9 protein-coding genes, 2 tRNA genes and 1 pseudogene are annotated in these 13,884 nt (G+C 62.3%); 9 read left to right on the plus strand and 3 right to left on the minus strand.

All coding sequences use genetic code 11. The annotated features are described in order from the left end of the window. Positions 1–129 precede the first annotated feature (129 nt). The 6 genes and pseudogenes from BI344_RS18620 to BI344_RS18645 all read left to right on the plus strand — a co-directional run bounded on the left by BI344_RS18620 (position 130) and on the right by BI344_RS18645 (position 9,293). On the plus strand, positions 130–2,664 hold the full coding sequence (locus tag BI344_RS18620; RefSeq protein ID WP_071114308.1) for an XVIPCD domain-containing protein: 2,535 nt from the start codon (positions 130–132) through the stop codon (positions 2,662–2,664). A gap of 87 nt (positions 2,665–2,751) precedes the next feature. Then, the gene (locus BI344_RS18625; protein WP_139167075.1) at positions 2,752–3,405 is read left to right on the plus strand and encodes a hypothetical protein; all 654 of its coding nucleotides are present in this window, start codon (positions 2,752–2,754) and stop codon (positions 3,403–3,405) included. 14 nt (positions 3,406–3,419) lie between these two features. Continuing rightward, positions 3,420–4,379, plus strand: a complete 960-nt coding sequence (locus BI344_RS24135; RefSeq protein ID WP_139167076.1) for a hypothetical protein — start codon at positions 3,420–3,422, stop codon at positions 4,377–4,379. A gap of 269 nt (positions 4,380–4,648) precedes the next feature. Next, positions 4,649–6,349: a hydrogenase maturation protein gene (locus tag BI344_RS18635; protein ID WP_071114311.1), complete on the plus strand. Its 1,701-nt coding sequence runs from the start codon at positions 4,649–4,651 to the stop codon at positions 6,347–6,349. A 96-nt stretch (positions 6,350–6,445) separates the two neighbouring features. Then, on the plus strand, positions 6,446–8,098 hold the full coding sequence (locus BI344_RS18640; RefSeq protein ID WP_071114312.1) for an acyl-CoA dehydrogenase family protein: 1,653 nt from the start codon (positions 6,446–6,448) through the stop codon (positions 8,096–8,098). Positions 8,099–8,390: 292 nt separating this feature from the next. Beyond that, positions 8,391–9,293, plus strand: a pseudogene (locus BI344_RS18645) (IS5 family transposase). Positions 9,294–9,463: 170 nt separating this feature from the next. On the opposite strand, the gene BI344_RS18650 reads toward BI344_RS18645, so the two are convergent. The 3 genes from BI344_RS18650 to BI344_RS18660 all read right to left on the minus strand — a co-directional run bounded on the left by BI344_RS18650 (position 9,464) and on the right by BI344_RS18660 (position 10,896). Then, positions 9,464–9,540, minus strand: a tRNA-Met gene (locus BI344_RS18650). 34 nt (positions 9,541–9,574) lie between these two features. Next, a tRNA-Met gene (locus BI344_RS18655) sits at positions 9,575–9,651 on the minus strand. Positions 9,652–9,738: 87 nt separating this feature from the next. Next, positions 9,739–10,896, minus strand: coding sequence for a class I SAM-dependent methyltransferase (locus tag BI344_RS18660; protein ID WP_071114313.1), 1,158 nt, complete (start codon positions 10,894–10,896; stop codon positions 9,739–9,741). A gap of 98 nt (positions 10,897–10,994) precedes the next feature. On the opposite strand from BI344_RS18660, the gene BI344_RS18665 reads away from it, so the two are divergent. The 3 genes from BI344_RS18665 (at position 10,995) to BI344_RS18675 (ending at position 13,659) form a co-directional block, all read left to right on the plus strand. Next, positions 10,995–11,753, plus strand: a complete 759-nt coding sequence (locus BI344_RS18665; protein WP_071114314.1) for a pteridine reductase — start codon at positions 10,995–10,997, stop codon at positions 11,751–11,753. A 132-nt stretch (positions 11,754–11,885) separates the two neighbouring features. Continuing rightward, positions 11,886–12,869 carry a tRNA 2-thiocytidine(32) synthetase TtcA gene (ttcA, locus tag BI344_RS18670; protein ID WP_071114315.1) on the plus strand — a complete coding sequence of 328 codons (984 nt, stop codon included), beginning with the start codon at positions 11,886–11,888 and terminating at the stop codon, positions 12,867–12,869. Positions 12,870–12,915: 46 nt separating this feature from the next. Then, positions 12,916–13,659: a polyamine aminopropyltransferase gene (locus BI344_RS18675; protein WP_071114413.1), complete on the plus strand. Its 744-nt coding sequence runs from the start codon at positions 12,916–12,918 to the stop codon at positions 13,657–13,659. Positions 13,660–13,884: the final 225 nt, after the last annotated feature.

Here is a 13,884-nt window from a genome sequence, read left to right on the forward strand (position 1 = left end):
AGCACATCCATGGAGTCTAGGAATGCCGCAGCGGCAAAGAACATGCCATTTACCGGGAATATCGAGGCGGTAGAAGGGCGCAAGCTGAGTAATTTTCAGAAAGCGGCGGCTCAGCAAACGTATGGCGCCATGTTGTGGCAGGCCGAGGGCGGGGGATCGTCCGACAAGGTGAACAAGTATGGTTATGCCGGGAAATACCAGTTGGGCAAGGCGGAAAGGCAGGCGATTGGCAAACAGCTGGGCTTCATTGACAAGCGCACAGGAGCATGGACCGGCAAGGATGGGGTGCATAGCCTGCAGGATTGGTTGAAGAGTCCCAAAGCGCAGGATGAGTTCTTCCAAGCCTATACCAGGGAAAACTGGAAAACGCTGGAACGCTTGGTTGGCAAGGAAAAGCTGAAGGCGGTGATCGGAACCAAGATTGCCGGGATTACCATGACCGAAAGCGGCATATTGGCCGGGGCGCATCTGGGCGGCGCGGGGTCGGTGAGGGACTTCATCAATAGTGGCGGCAAAACGATCGCGGTCGACGGCAGTGGGAAAAAATCAACGGATTACATGGCGATGGGTGCCAATAAGGATGTCAGCAGCGTAACCGGCAATCCGCACCGAGTCTTCAAAGATATCGGTACCTTGGATAACAAAGAGCATTCATACCATGTCGCTGGGCTGTCCGGTTTGACATATATCCACACCAACAAGGATAAGGAAAAGGTCACAGTCCATGTCAAGGTCAGGGAAAGTGAAAACTATCAGGACATGCATGAGCTGGCATTGAAGCGGAGCGGCATGGAGAAAGCGGCGCAAGCCGGCAAATCCGAGCCTGCCAATAGCAAGCTGTCCGGCCAGGCGGCATCACAGGACAAATCCACGCCGCCGCGGCAAGCGGACAAGACGCATTTGCCATCGGCGACGCAGCCCGCCCAGTCGCAAACTGCCAAAGTTCCGCCGGTATCACCCCTGCCAGCCCAAGCGGCTTCGGCTACGCATGACCGGTCATCTCAGCCTGCTGTTCCGGTTCCGCCTCCAGCGGTTGCCGCGCCTGCCCAAGCGGCGGAACAGGTACGGACGCTGTTGCCGGCTGACCAAAAGCACTTGGCGCAGGAGGCCAGGAGCGTCTTGCAGGCGCTACAGCAGCGCGATGCCCGCCTGCAGAAGCTGGATGCCGCGCAACTGGACAATCTGAGCGGGCAACTGGCCGCCGACGCCGCGCGCCAAGGCATGGCCAAGATCAACGGCGCGGTGGTCAACGCCGCCGATCCAGGCAAGATCAGTCTGGTGGGAACGGATGTTGGCAACAAGCCGCAACAAGTCAGCGCGGCGTATGCCGCTGCGCCAGCCGCATTGCGGCAGGGCAAGCCGGCGCCAGTGGCCGCCGAGCCGGTCCCGGCGGGCGCTACCGCGGCGCAACCTGTCCACGCGCCGGCCGCTGCTGCCGGCCTGACCGCCGCAGTCAAGCCGCAGTCCGAGCAAGCGAAATCCGTCCCGGAGCAAGCGCACAAGCCCGCTCCACATCTGCAGCAGACCCAGGAGGCTCGCGTGCCGGGCAAAACCGCTCCGGTTGCGCATGTTCAGCCGCACGGGGCGCAGCCTGCCGATCATGCTCAAGCCAAATCGCATCATCCGCAGCCGGTACAGGGCGCAGACCGCGGCTCGCGCATGGTCAACGCCGCGCTGGAGCATTTCGGCGACGGCACTTTTGAATATGGCCGCGGCGACATGGCCGGCCAGTTGGCCAACAAGAAGAAACCCAACGGCAATCGCATCGATGGCAGCCGCCTGGAAGAGGACAAGGATAAAGATGGCAAGAAAGGCGTGGATTGCTCATCGCTGGTGTGGCGCACGCTGCAGCTGGGCAATACCAAGGTGACCGACGATTTCAAGAGCGCGGCGAACTTCACCACCCACACCTTGTTCAACGGCGGACACGGCGGCCAGCATCCCCATGCCAATGTAAGCGACTACGCCAAGCGCAATTTCAATCTGATCGACAACAAGAAAGACCTGCAGCCGGGCGACATCCTGATGTTCAAGATGGAAGGCGGCGGCCAGCATGTGGCGGTCTACAAGGGCAAAAACGAGAAGGGCGAGCAGATTTTCTACGGTTCGCAAACCTCCACCGGACCGGCGGAAGTCAATCTGAGCAGTAACCCCTATTGGAGCAAGCAGGATTTTCTGGGCGCTTTGCGGCCCAAGGACGACTTCTACAAACCGGAAGCCGGCCCTCAGGCGGCGCAACAGGCCAGCCAGCAGAGGGAGGCGGCGCGGCATCCGGGTTTGTCTGAAGGCAAGCAGAGCTTGTTGAACCAGGCTCAACAACATGTGAGCTCGATGCAGCAGCGCGATGGCAGGTTGAAGGATCTGGCATCGCACCATATCGACAACCTCAGCGCGGCGCTAGCGGTGGAGGGCTGGAAGAAAGGCATAGAGAAGGTGGGGGCTGTCGTGGTGAACGCCGTCGATCCCGGCAAGATCAGCATGCTTTACAAGAGCGCGGCCAACAAGGTCGAGCATGCCGCGGTGGAGTTGAAGGATGCGATCAAGCAATCGGCCCAGCATTCCCTATCTCTGCTGGCGGCGGCGCCCGAACACGGGCAGGAGCCGGCCAAGCCGCAGGCGCACCAGCAACTTGCCCGCGCCAAGCAGCCTGGCATGGGGATGTGAGAGCGGCCATCATCAGCGGTTAGCGACGGAGTCTGCTGTTAGCCGAGAGGGGTTTTGGGATTTTGTTGCTTGTATCAAACAGGCGTCATGGCGGAACATAGCAGCCGAGAAGCAATGCGTATGCCGAAAATTGAGATGAAGGAGTATGGAGTGCTGCGTAAAAAAAACCGTTGTGCGTTGGTTTTGTTGTTACTTATCTTGGCTGCCGGGCTGGTGATGAGTGTTTTTTTTTGGCGTGAGCGTTCACGGGACCCGTATTGGTTTGTTCAGCCTCAGGCTCCAATGAGCTTTGATTTTAGAATGGATAAGCCTGGTCAAAAGGTCAATTCTGTTTTTTGGATTGTGCCAGGTAAATTTAATAAAAACTTAAATCGATATGGCTTGATTGCTAGGTTTGTTTTCAATAGACCGAAGGACGTGATTCCGGATTTGTTGGAGCATGTCAAGCTTGAGTTTCGGGTCAGTGTTTTTCATTTTAATGGTAAGCAGTGGTTGCCCGTAACCTTGTATGGGGAGCGTGTCGGAAAGAGTGAGGATGCGCATGGGGGTGTTTTTTTGTCGGGTCCTTTATCAGGCAAGCGTGGTGAGGATAATAAGTTGGTTTATATAGACCTCGATGTGCTTGATTATAAATTTGAGCCAGGGCAGTACTATGCAAGTGTTGAGCTTGTAAAAGGAGATGCTCGTTTGGCTGGGTTGCGTTCTAGAGTGGTGTTCGATCATATTGTTTATGGGAAGTAATTGAGATATTTGTTATGTCTTATACTGTGAGTGTTTATGTGGCAGCACCTGGGACAAAATTGTCTGGGGGTGGTTTTGACTCTAATGCGACTTCAGCTGCCGGCCATGTCTGGTATGGGATTTCCAACGGCAAGGCGTATGATGATTATGGTTTTTCGCCTAAAGAACATGGGCGAGCGACTGGGCTTGGTATTGTTGAGCAAGGCGATACCGCCAAATATGCCTCGCCTTATTATATTCGAACAATCGAGATTTCGAAGGAGCAGTATGAGAGGTTGAAGGAGTATGGAGAGGCTGCCAAGAGTCAATCGGACACGTATTTTAATTTAAATTATAATGGAGCAACCAATAGTTGCATTGATTTTACTTGGAAAGGCTTGGGCCATGCTGGCCTGCATATGCAGATTTATGGCAATGCGGGTTTGCAGGAGATTACCAATTATGAGGGTTCTCTCAAGCCAGTCAGCAATGTTAGGGATTTCGACAGTATCCATACTCCTTTCCACAGTAGTCCTTTGAACCGGCGCCAGATCAATCCGTTGCCGGCAGACCGGACAATACTGCAGAAGCTGCTTACAGAAAATGACGCGCTGTCGCCCGACAAGCAGAAATTCGCCATGCAAACCGCCAAGGCGGTGGAGGCGTTGCAGCAGCGCGAGCCCAGGCTGGCAGGGCTGAATCCCGGGCAAGTCGACAATCTGAGCGCGTCGTTGGCTAGCAGTGGCTGGAGAGGCGGCATGGACAAGGCCGACGGCGCCGCGCTCAGCGCCGCCGATCCGGGTAAGGCCATGCTGATCAGCCGCATCGGCGAGCAAAAAGTCCGGCACGCCAGCGTGGACGTGGGCAGCGCAGTCCAGCAGCCGGCCGCCGCATCGCTGGCGGCGCTGGCCGCGGCGCCGGAAAAAGCGTCGGCCGCGCCGGTCCAGGCAATCAAAACCGCCTCCCGGTCCTCTGCCGGCATGAATATGGGCTGATTGTCCGCATTGCATTTCTCTACCCTGTTAGTCCGCCGGCGCATGGCTGCCCGGCGGATTTTTTTGCCCATATTTTCGCCTCCGCGGAATGGGCCATTTGCCGAAAACGGCGATCCGCCTAATGCTGTTGCCAACCGTATGCCAGCCGACTGTCCCTTCGGTCAGTCGGTCAGGTCGGATGCCGCAAAGCTTGGCATCAGTCAAATGCCATTGAAATTGTCCAGCCTAGCATCTCCGCTTCCATTTACCCATCTAGCGGGGAAAACGCAGTGCAAGCCTTGAGAATCGTCCTGTTGTCCTCGGCCTTCAACGGCCTTACCCAGCGCGCCTGGCTGGAATTGCGCGAATCCGGCCATCAGCCCAGCGTGGTGTTGTTCAGCGATGCCGACGACGTCTGCCGGCAGATCGAGGCCGCCCGGCCGCAACTGGTGATCTGCCCATTCCTGAAAGACCGGGTGCCGGCGCGGCTATGGCGCGACAGCCCGTTTCCGGTGGTGATCGTCCATCCCGGCATCGTCGGCGACCGCGGCGCTTCGGCGCTGGACTGGGCGATTAGCCTGCAGGAGAAACGCTGGGGCGTGACCGCGCTGCAGGCGGTGGAGGAGATGGATGCCGGGCCGGTGTGGTCCAGCCGCGAGTTCGATCTGCCTGCCGGCCTGCGCAAGTCCGAGCTCTACAATGGCCTGGTCAGCGATGCCGCCATCTATTGCATACGCGATGTGGTGGAGAAATTCATCGGCGGCTATCGTCCCGTGGCGGTGGATTATGCCGATCCGGCGGTGCGCGGCCGGCTGCAGGCCAATATGAAGCAGGCCGACCGCGCTTTCGACTGGCATGCGCCGGCGTTGGAGATCAAGCGCCGCATCGACGCCGCCGACGGCCAGCCCGGCGTGCTGGCGAACCTGGCCGGCTGCCGTTATTACCTGTACGACGCGCACCTGGACCACCGCCGCGGCAGCCCCGGGGAAATATTGGCGGTGCACGACGACGCGGTGCTGGTGGGCACAGGCGACGCCAGCCTGTGGCTGGGCGCCTTGCGGCGTGCGCCGGAGGCCGGCGAGGAAACCTTCAAGCAGCCGGCGCGCCATCTGCTGGCCGGCTTGCTGGATGGCGTGCCCAGGCTGGAGTGGTCCGTCGCCAGCCATCCGCATTGCGAAGAATCCTATCAGCCCATCCGTTACCGCCAGGTGGGCAAGGTGGGCGAGCTGACTTTCGAGTTCTACAATGGCGCGCTCAGCACCGAGCAATGCCTGCGCTTGCAAGAGGCGCTGCAATGGGTCAAGCGCCAGGATAGCGAAGTGCTGCTGCTGCGCAGCGGCCGCGGCAGCTTCTGCAACGGCATCCACCTCAATGTGATACAGGCGGCGGCCGATCCTGGCGCGGAGGCCTGGCGCAACATCCAGGCGATAGACGACGTCTGCCGGGAAATCCTCACCGCGCCGCAACTGGTGGTGGCCGGCGTGGCCGGCAATGCCGGAGCCGGCGGGGTGATGCTGGCGCTGGCCGCCGACGTGGTGTTGGCGCGGCAGGGCGTGGTATTCAATCCGCACTACCGGACCATGGGCCTGTACGGTTCGGAATACTGGACTTACACCCTGCCGCGCGCGGTGGGCGCGGAGGCTGCGGTCCGGCTGTGCAACGACTGCCTGCCGCTTGGCGCGCGCCAGGCCTGGCGGTTGGGAATGGTGCAAGACATCGGACCGCGCGACGAGCAGGAATTCGGCCGCTGGCTGCTGCAGGCGGCGAAACAGGCGCTGTTGACTCCGGCCTGGCAAGTCTGGCGCGAACGCAAGCAGACGCTGGATCTGGAGCAGCTGGAACGGTGCCGGGAGGCGGAGCTGGCGGAGATGCGGCAGGACATGCTGTACAACCGCGGCCAGTTCGTCGAGAAGTGCCGCAACTTCGTTTTCAAGCGCAAGACCTGCGGCACGCCGCAGCGGCTGATCGCGCGGTGGGCGCGGGGAGAATAGGACCGCCGTATACTGGAAGCGTCCGCAGAGGGGGACGCTTCCTATCTTCCGTATCAGCATGGCGGATTCCCGCGTTTTCACCTGGAGGGAAGGCGCATGAACTGGCAAACCCACGAAGTGAGCAATCAGTACGACGAACTGGCCGACTACAACCTGCTGGGCAGCGATCTTGCGCTTGGCGAAGCGCTGGCGCGGGCGGAGGCGGTCTGGGCCGAACCGCGCTTGCTGGACTATGGCGCCCTGCTGGGCAGCGCCGAGACTTTCGAACTGGCCGAGCAGGCCAACCATTTCCCGCCGCAACTGCGGGCCTTTGATCGCCGTGGCCGGCGGGTGGAGCAAGTGGATTTCCATCCGGCCTGGCACCGGCTGCTAGCGCAGTACCGCGGCCAGGGGCTGGTGTCGCTGCCGTTCGAGGACGCGCGCCCAGGCCGCTGGTCCGCCACCTTGGCCGGCATTTACCTGCATGGCCAGGTGGAGGCCGGCACGCTGTGTCCGGCGACGATGACCCAGGCCTGCATCCCGGTGCTGCGGAAGGAGCCGGAATTGTGGGCGCGGCTGCGGGACAAGCTGTTCAGCCACGATTACGATAGCCGCGACCTGCCGCTGGAGCAAAAAGCCTGCGCCTGGATAGGCATGGGCATGACGGAGAAACAGGGCGGCTCCGACGTGCGCGCCAACGCCACCCGGGCCACGCCGCTGGGGCCGGGCGGCCGCGGCGGCGAATACCTGCTGCGCGGCCACAAGTGGTTCCTCTCCGCGCCGATGAGCGACGCCCACCTGGTGGTGGCGCAATTGGCGGACGGCGGACCGTCGTGCTTCTACGTGCCGCGCTGGCGGCCGGACGGCAGCCGCAACCCGGTGGCGATCCAGCGGCTGAAGGACAAGGTGGGCAATCGCAGCAATTCCAGCAGCGAGGTGGAGTTCCAGGATGCCTGGGGCATGCTGCTGGGCGAGCCCGGGCGCGGCATTCCCACCATCATGGAGATGGCCACCCATACCCGGCTCAACTGTGTGATCGGCAGCGCGGCGCTGCTGCGCCAGGCCTTGGTTCAGGCGCTGGCCTACGCCCGCCGGCGGATGGCTTTCGGCAAGGTGTTGGCGGAGCAGCCCATCATGCGTTCGGTGCTGGCCGACCTGGCGCTGGAAAGCGAGGCTGCGCTGCTGTTGGCGATGCGGCTGGCGCAGGCTTTCGAGCGGGACGACGATCCGCTCCAGCGCGCCTGGAAGCGCATCGTCACCCCGGCAGCCAAATTCTGGGTGTGCAAGCGCGCGGTGGAGCTTGGCGGCGAGGCGATGGAGGTGTTCGGCGGCAACGGCTATGTCGACGCCGGGCCGATGGCGCGGCTGTTCCGCGAGGCGCCGGTCAACTCCATCTGGGAGGGCTCCGGCAACGTGATGTGCCTGGATGTGATCCGCGCGGTGCTGCGGGAGCCGGATGCCTGGCAGACGCTGCTGGATGAGCTGGCTGGCCTGGCTGGCGACGAAGCGGCGCTGCTGGCCGCTATCCAGTCTCTGCGCGCGCTGGCGCAAGCGGCGCCGGACCAGCTGGAGGCGCAGGGCCGGCGCTTTGCCCAGCAACTGGCGTTGACCGCGCAGGGGTGCCTGCTGCGCAGCCAATCCCCGGCCTTCATGGCGGATGGCTTCATCGCCAGCCGCCTGGCCGATGCGCAGTGGGGAGGGGTGGTGGGCGTGCTGGAAGTCGGGCGGATGGATGTAGGGTCCATCCTGCGGCGGGCGCTGCCTGTCTGATTTGAGCTATCTGCCGCCGGATGTCGCAGACTGCTCGGTTTGCATGCGGGGGGAAGATTGTTCAAGGTGATCCCCCGCACCATCAGCAGGCCGCCGCTGGTAATTGGCAGGCAGGCGCCTCGTCCGGCAGCCGCACCACGGTCAGCGGATTTGCTATGCATGCCTGGGGATCGCTGCTTATCCAACTCCTGTCGGGGGGCGGTTCTACTATTGGGCGAATGCCGTCTTCGGCGTATGCGGATAGGCCTTGTTGCGCAAATCAGTCCAGGCGGCGGCTTGGTAACATGGCAGCATGACCAAGCCCGCTCCCAAACAGTACCGAACCACCAACTGGAAAACCTACAACCAAGCCCTGATCCAGCGTGGCTCCCTATCCGTCTGGCTGAACACAAGCATGTCATGGCAGGCAAGACCGCAGGCGAAGCGAGGTCGGGCACAAACCTACAGCAATGCGGCCATTCCATTCTGTTCGGCCTGGCGTTGCGCAGACCATCGGCTTCGTGCAAAGCCTGCCGAAGATCGCGAACTTGGATTGGGCTGTGCCAGACTACAGCGCCCTCTGTCGGCGCCAGCAGACGCTGCAGGTCAACATCTCTTACCAGAAAAGCTCAGCCGCTTTGCATCCGCTGGTCGATAGCACCGGCCTCAAGATGCTGGGCGAAGGCGAGTGGAAAACCAAGAAGCCCGGCGCGGAATACGGTCGACAATGGATCTTGGCATCGACGCCCAAATCCAGCAAATCAGGGCGATTGAGGTGACTGACAACCGCCAGGGCGATGCGCAAATGTTGCCTTCGCTATTGGCGCAAATCCCGGCCGATGAACCGATAACCTGCGTGAGCGGCGATGGCGCTTACGATACCAAGGCTTGCCATGGGGCGATTGTGGCGCGGGAGGCGGCGGGGGGCATTCCGACGCGCAAAAATGCCCGACAGTGGAAAGGGGCATCGCCTGAGGCGCGGGCCCGGAACGAAATTCTCCGCGCCACCAACCGACTTGGTCGAGCGATTTGGAAGCGCTGGAGCGGTTACCATCGCCGCAGCTTGGTGGAGGCGAAGATGCGTTGCTTCAAACTGCTGGGTGAAAGAGTAATGGCGCGGAGCTTTGATGGTCAGGTAGCGGAGTTGCAAGTTCGGGCCGCCATTCTAAACCGCTTCAGCATGCAGGGTCGTCCGCGCACAGTGGCTGTCGCATAAATCCCGTATGGAGAAAGGGGAGACTCACCCTGTTACGGATTTGCGCAACAAGGCCATCGGTCAGTGATCTTTGAGAGATGGATAGGCATGGAGTGAGGCCGATTATAAATGCCCATGCGGATCCGAAAAGCAAAAAAGCCAACTCTTGCGAGCTGGCTTTTTTACTTGATTGGTGGCGAATCAGGGACTCGAACCCCGGACCTGCGGATTATGATTCCGTCGCTCTAACCGACTGAGCTAATTCGCCGCGAAACCTGTCTGGGACAGTCTTCGGAAAACTGTGGTGGCGAATCAGGGACTCGAACCCCGGACCTGCGGATTATGATTCCGTCGCTCTAACCGACTGAGCTAATTCGCCACTTTCACGGTGCGTCTACACCGAGACGCGAACTATACGCAGCCGCCTGATGGCTGTCAACCGGCTTGTGCAAGTTTCTGCGCCGGATCACAGCGTATAGCAACGGTCGCCCTGGGCAAAGCCCAGCCAGTCTATGTCCACGCCCTTGCCGAAGCCTATCGCCTTGAAGGTCTCGCCCATCTCCTGCGGCGTCAAGAGCCGTTGCGCCGCCTTCGCTTGCGGCAGGTAGCGCATCACGTCGTTGGCGTCCAGTTGCTCCAGCAGGCCGACGATGCCGCAGTTGAGCAGGAATTGCGCCTGGCTGGCGTAGCCTATCAGGTCGAGCCCGGCGTCGATGCCGCTTTGCGCCACCGCGCTGAAGTCGACGTGGCAGGTGAGGTCCATCAGGCCGGGCAAGTAGAACGGGTCCTGCACCGTGTGGTGGCGGTAGTGGCCCAGCAAGGTACCCATCGCGCGTTCCGGGTGGTAGTACTCGCGGGCGGCGTGGCCGTAATCGATCATCAGAATGGCGCCGCGCTTGAGCGCGCCGGCCAGCGTGGCGATGAAAGCGCGGTTGGCCAGGCTGATCTCGGTTTCGTAGCGCGGGATGTCCGGCACCAGTTCGGCGGCGAGGCCGGCCAGGCGCGCGTCGACGAAGTCGCGGTCTTCATGGCTGAAGCCATCGCCCCTTGCCGCCACACCGCGTTGCCTGAGCTGGCGCTGTTCGTCGCGGAACACCATCTCGCACGGCATCGCGTCCAGCACTTCATTGCCTATCACCACGCCGTCCAGTTCTCGCGGCAACTGGCTGGCCCATTCCACCCGATCGAAATATCCCGGCAGCGCGGCGCGGATATTGTGTTGCTGGCGCTCGATCAGGTCCGGCGACAGATCGATGATCACGTATTTTTGCGGCAGTCGGCCCAGCGCGGCCAGTTCGCGCAGGAGGTCGATGGCGAGCTGGCCGGTGCCGGCGCCGAACTCGTAAACCATGCCGGCGGTTTGCGGCAGCAGCTCGGCCAACTGGCGCGCCAGCGCGCGGCCGAACAGCGGGGTGAGCTCCGGCGCGGTGACGAAGTCGCCGGCCTCGCCCAGCTTGTGGCTGCCGGCGGCGTAATAGCCCAGGCCGGGCGCGTACAATGCCATTTCCATATAATGCGAGAATGGAATCCAGCCGCCGGCGGCCTGGATGGTCTGGCGGATGTGTCGGCTCAGGGCCTGGCTGGTGGCCAGGGCTTCGGCGCTGGCGGCGGGTAGGGTGGTCATTTGCTTCGTCCTGCTACAATATGGCGCGATTGTGGTGCAATCGGCCCTCGGCGTGAAGAGGGCGCTTGCCGGCGCAACTGAATTCGATTGAGGAAGCAATGCTAACAGAGCAACAACAAGATGAGCGCGTGGTCCTGATTACCGGCGCGGCGCGGCGGGTGGGCGCGGGCATCGCCCGCCATCTGCATGCGCGCGGCTTGCGCCTGGTGTTGCATTACCGCGGCTCGCTCGCGGCGGCGGAACAGCTTGCCGGCGAGCTGAACGCGCGACGCGCCGACAGCGTGCGGCTGGCGCAGGCAGACCTGTTGGACGGCGCAGCGCTGCCGCGGCTGGCGGCGGAGGCGGTGGCGGCGTTTGGGCGTCTGGACGGGCTGGTCAATAATGCTTCCAGCTTTTTCCCCACCGAGGTTGGGCGGATAGACGAGGCCGCCTGGCATGATCTGATGGGCAGCAATCTGAAGGCGCCGCTGTTCCTGTCCCAGGCGTTGGCGCCGGAGCTGAGCCGGCGCGGCGGCGCGATCGTCGGCATCTCGGATATCCATGCGGAGCGGCCGATGGCGCACCATGTGGTGTACAACCTGGCCAAGGCCGGCCACGCGCAGCTGATCCGCAGCCTGGCTCTGGAATTGGCGCCTAGCGTGCGCGTCAACGGCGTGGCGCCGGGCGTCAATCTGTGGCCGGACGATGCCGAATCGTTCAGCGAGGCTGTGCGGGCCAAGATTGAAGCCTCCATTCCGCTGCAGCGCACCGGCGTGCCGGAAGACATCGCGCGCGCGGTGGCTTTCCTGCTGCTGGATGCGACGTATGTCACCGGCCAGATCCTGGCGGTGGACGGCGGCCGCAGCGTGGCGCTGTAGCCTGTTTGCCGCGCCCGCGGCAACGGGCAAAGCTCCGCCGGCGCCGCCCGGAAAATAGTTTGTCCGCCGCCGTGGATTTCGGCGGCGGAAAACAGTAAAATCGCCTGTTTTTCAATTTCTTAGCCGTACCCCATGTCCGAACAGAACGCCGCGCTCGACGACAAGGCCAAGAAGGCCGCGTTTGAAAGCAACAAACTGGCCAAGCGCCTGCGCCACCACGTCGGTGACGCCATCAATGATTTCAACATGATCGAAGAGGGCGACCGCGTGATGGTCTGCCTGTCGGGCGGCAAGGACAGCTACACCCTGCTCGACATCCTGCGCGGCCTGCAGAAGTCCGCGCCGATCAACTTCTCCATCGTGGCGGTGAACCTGGATCAGAAGCAGCCGGGCTTCCCCGAGCACGTGCTGCCGCAATATCTGCAGTCCGTCGGCGTCGAGTACCGCATCGTCGAGGAGGACACCTACTCCATCGTCAAGCGGCTGGTGCCGGAGGGCAAGACCACCTGCAGCCTGTGCTCGCGCCTGCGCCGCGGCATCCTGTACCGGGTGGCGGACGAACTTGGCGCGACCAAGATCGCGCTGGGCCACCACCGCGACGACATCCTGCACACGCTGTTCCTGAACATGTTCTACGGCGGCAAGCTGAAATCCATGCCGCCCAAGCTGGTGTCCGACGACGGCCGCCACATGGTGATCCGTCCACTGGCCTATTGCCGCGAGAAGGATATCGAGCGCTACGCCGAACTGCGCGAATTCCCTATCATCCCGTGCAATCTGTGCGGTTCGCAGCCCAATCTGCAGCGCCAGGTGGTGAAGGAGATGGTCAACGACTGGGACAAGCGCTTCCCGGGCCGCGTCGAGAGCATGTTCCGCGCGCTGCAGAACGTGGTCCCCTCGCATCTGGCCGATACCAGCCTGTTCGATTTCGCCGGCCTCAAGACCGGCGATGCGCCGTTTGACGGCGGCGACACCGCCTTCGACAAGGAAGAGTTCCGCGACCCCGCGCCGCCGCGGCACGATGATGGCGCGGATGCGCCGCAGCAGAAGCGCACCATCAGCATCCTGGACTCGCGCAAGCCGGCCAGCCAGGGGGAGAGCGGCTGTGGCGCGTAGGGCGCTGCATCCGTTCCGCCGCCGCGTGCGCGCCGCGGTGGAGGAAATGCCGGAAGTGGAGATCTCGGAAGAGGGCAATATCCGCTCGCTGCACCTGGGTTCGGAAACCATCCAGAGCTCGATGGACCTGGACGATCCGGCCGAGCTGGTGCTCAGCTACAGCCGGGCGATGATGGGCTTCCTGCTGTGGAACGACGCTCCGCAACATATCCTGCAGATCGGCCTGGGCGGCGGATCGTTCGCCCGCTTCATCGACGAATACCTGCCCGACGCGGTCAGCGTGGCGGTGGACATCAATCCGCAGGTGATCGCGGTGGCGCGCGCCTTCTTCCAGCTGCCGGAGGAGGGCGATTTCTTCGAGATCGTCGAGGCCGACGGCGCCGACTATGTGAAGATTTTCCGCGGCTCCACCGACGCCATCCTGGTGGATGGCTTCGACGGCCTGCAGATCGTCGACGCGTTGACCACCGAAGACTTCTTCGAGGACTGCAAGCGCGCGCTCAGCCCCAAGGGCGTGTTCGTCACCAACTGGTGGAGCGGCGACAAGCGCTATCACAGCTTTGTCGAGCGTTTGTTGAACGTTTTCGAGGGCCGGGTGCTCGAACTGCCTGCGGCCAGCCACGGCAACGTCGCGGTGATGGCCTTCCGCCAGAGCCCCGCGCTGACGCAGTGGGAAGCGCTGAAGAAACGCGCCGATGAGCTGGAGTACCGCTTCGGTCTGGAGTTCATCGAATTCGTCAGCCGGCTGAAGCAGACCAACCAGCAGACCGCCGGCCATCTGCTGATCTGAGAGCGTGGGCGAATCCGCTGGAAAATCGGTGCTCCGGTTACGTTTGCTTACCCAAAAGCGGCGGCAACGAGGCGTATAATGGCCAGTTCCACGCGCTTTGGCCGCAGGTTGCCGGCCTGTCCCCCGAGGCGGGCCGCGCGCGAACAATCAAGTCAGTACCGAGTTAACGGGCGGCAGACGGGCGTCTGCCGCTCAGGCTTTTACATCCTGTTGGGACATTCATCG

The organism is Chromobacterium sphagni (assembly GCF_001855555.1).
Classification (GTDB): domain Bacteria; phylum Pseudomonadota; class Gammaproteobacteria; order Burkholderiales; family Chromobacteriaceae; genus Chromobacterium; species Chromobacterium sphagni.

What these genes read in the sequence shown, in the direction of transcription:
- BI344_RS24135 (WP_139167076.1), top strand. Translation starts at nt 3,420, where the DNA reads ATGTCTTATACTGTGAGTGTTTATGTGGCAGCACCTGGGACAAAATTG.
- BI344_RS18675 (WP_071114413.1), top strand. Translation starts at nt 12,916, where the DNA reads ATGCCGGAAGTGGAGATCTCGGAAGAGGGCAATATCCGCTCGCTGCAC.
- BI344_RS18625 (WP_139167075.1), top strand. Translation starts at nt 2,752, where the DNA reads ATGGCGGAACATAGCAGCCGAGAAGCAATGCGTATGCCGAAAATTGAG.
- ttcA (WP_071114315.1), top strand. Translation starts at nt 11,886, where the DNA reads ATGTCCGAACAGAACGCCGCGCTCGACGACAAGGCCAAGAAGGCCGCG.
- BI344_RS18620 (WP_071114308.1), top strand. Translation starts at nt 130, where the DNA reads ATGTTGTGGCAGGCCGAGGGCGGGGGATCGTCCGACAAGGTGAACAAG.
- BI344_RS18660 (WP_071114313.1), bottom strand. Translation starts at nt 10,896, where the DNA reads ATGACCACCCTACCCGCCGCCAGCGCCGAAGCCCTGGCCACCAGCCAG.
- BI344_RS18640 (WP_071114312.1), top strand. Translation starts at nt 6,446, where the DNA reads ATGAACTGGCAAACCCACGAAGTGAGCAATCAGTACGACGAACTGGCC.
- BI344_RS18665 (WP_071114314.1), top strand. Translation starts at nt 10,995, where the DNA reads ATGCTAACAGAGCAACAACAAGATGAGCGCGTGGTCCTGATTACCGGC.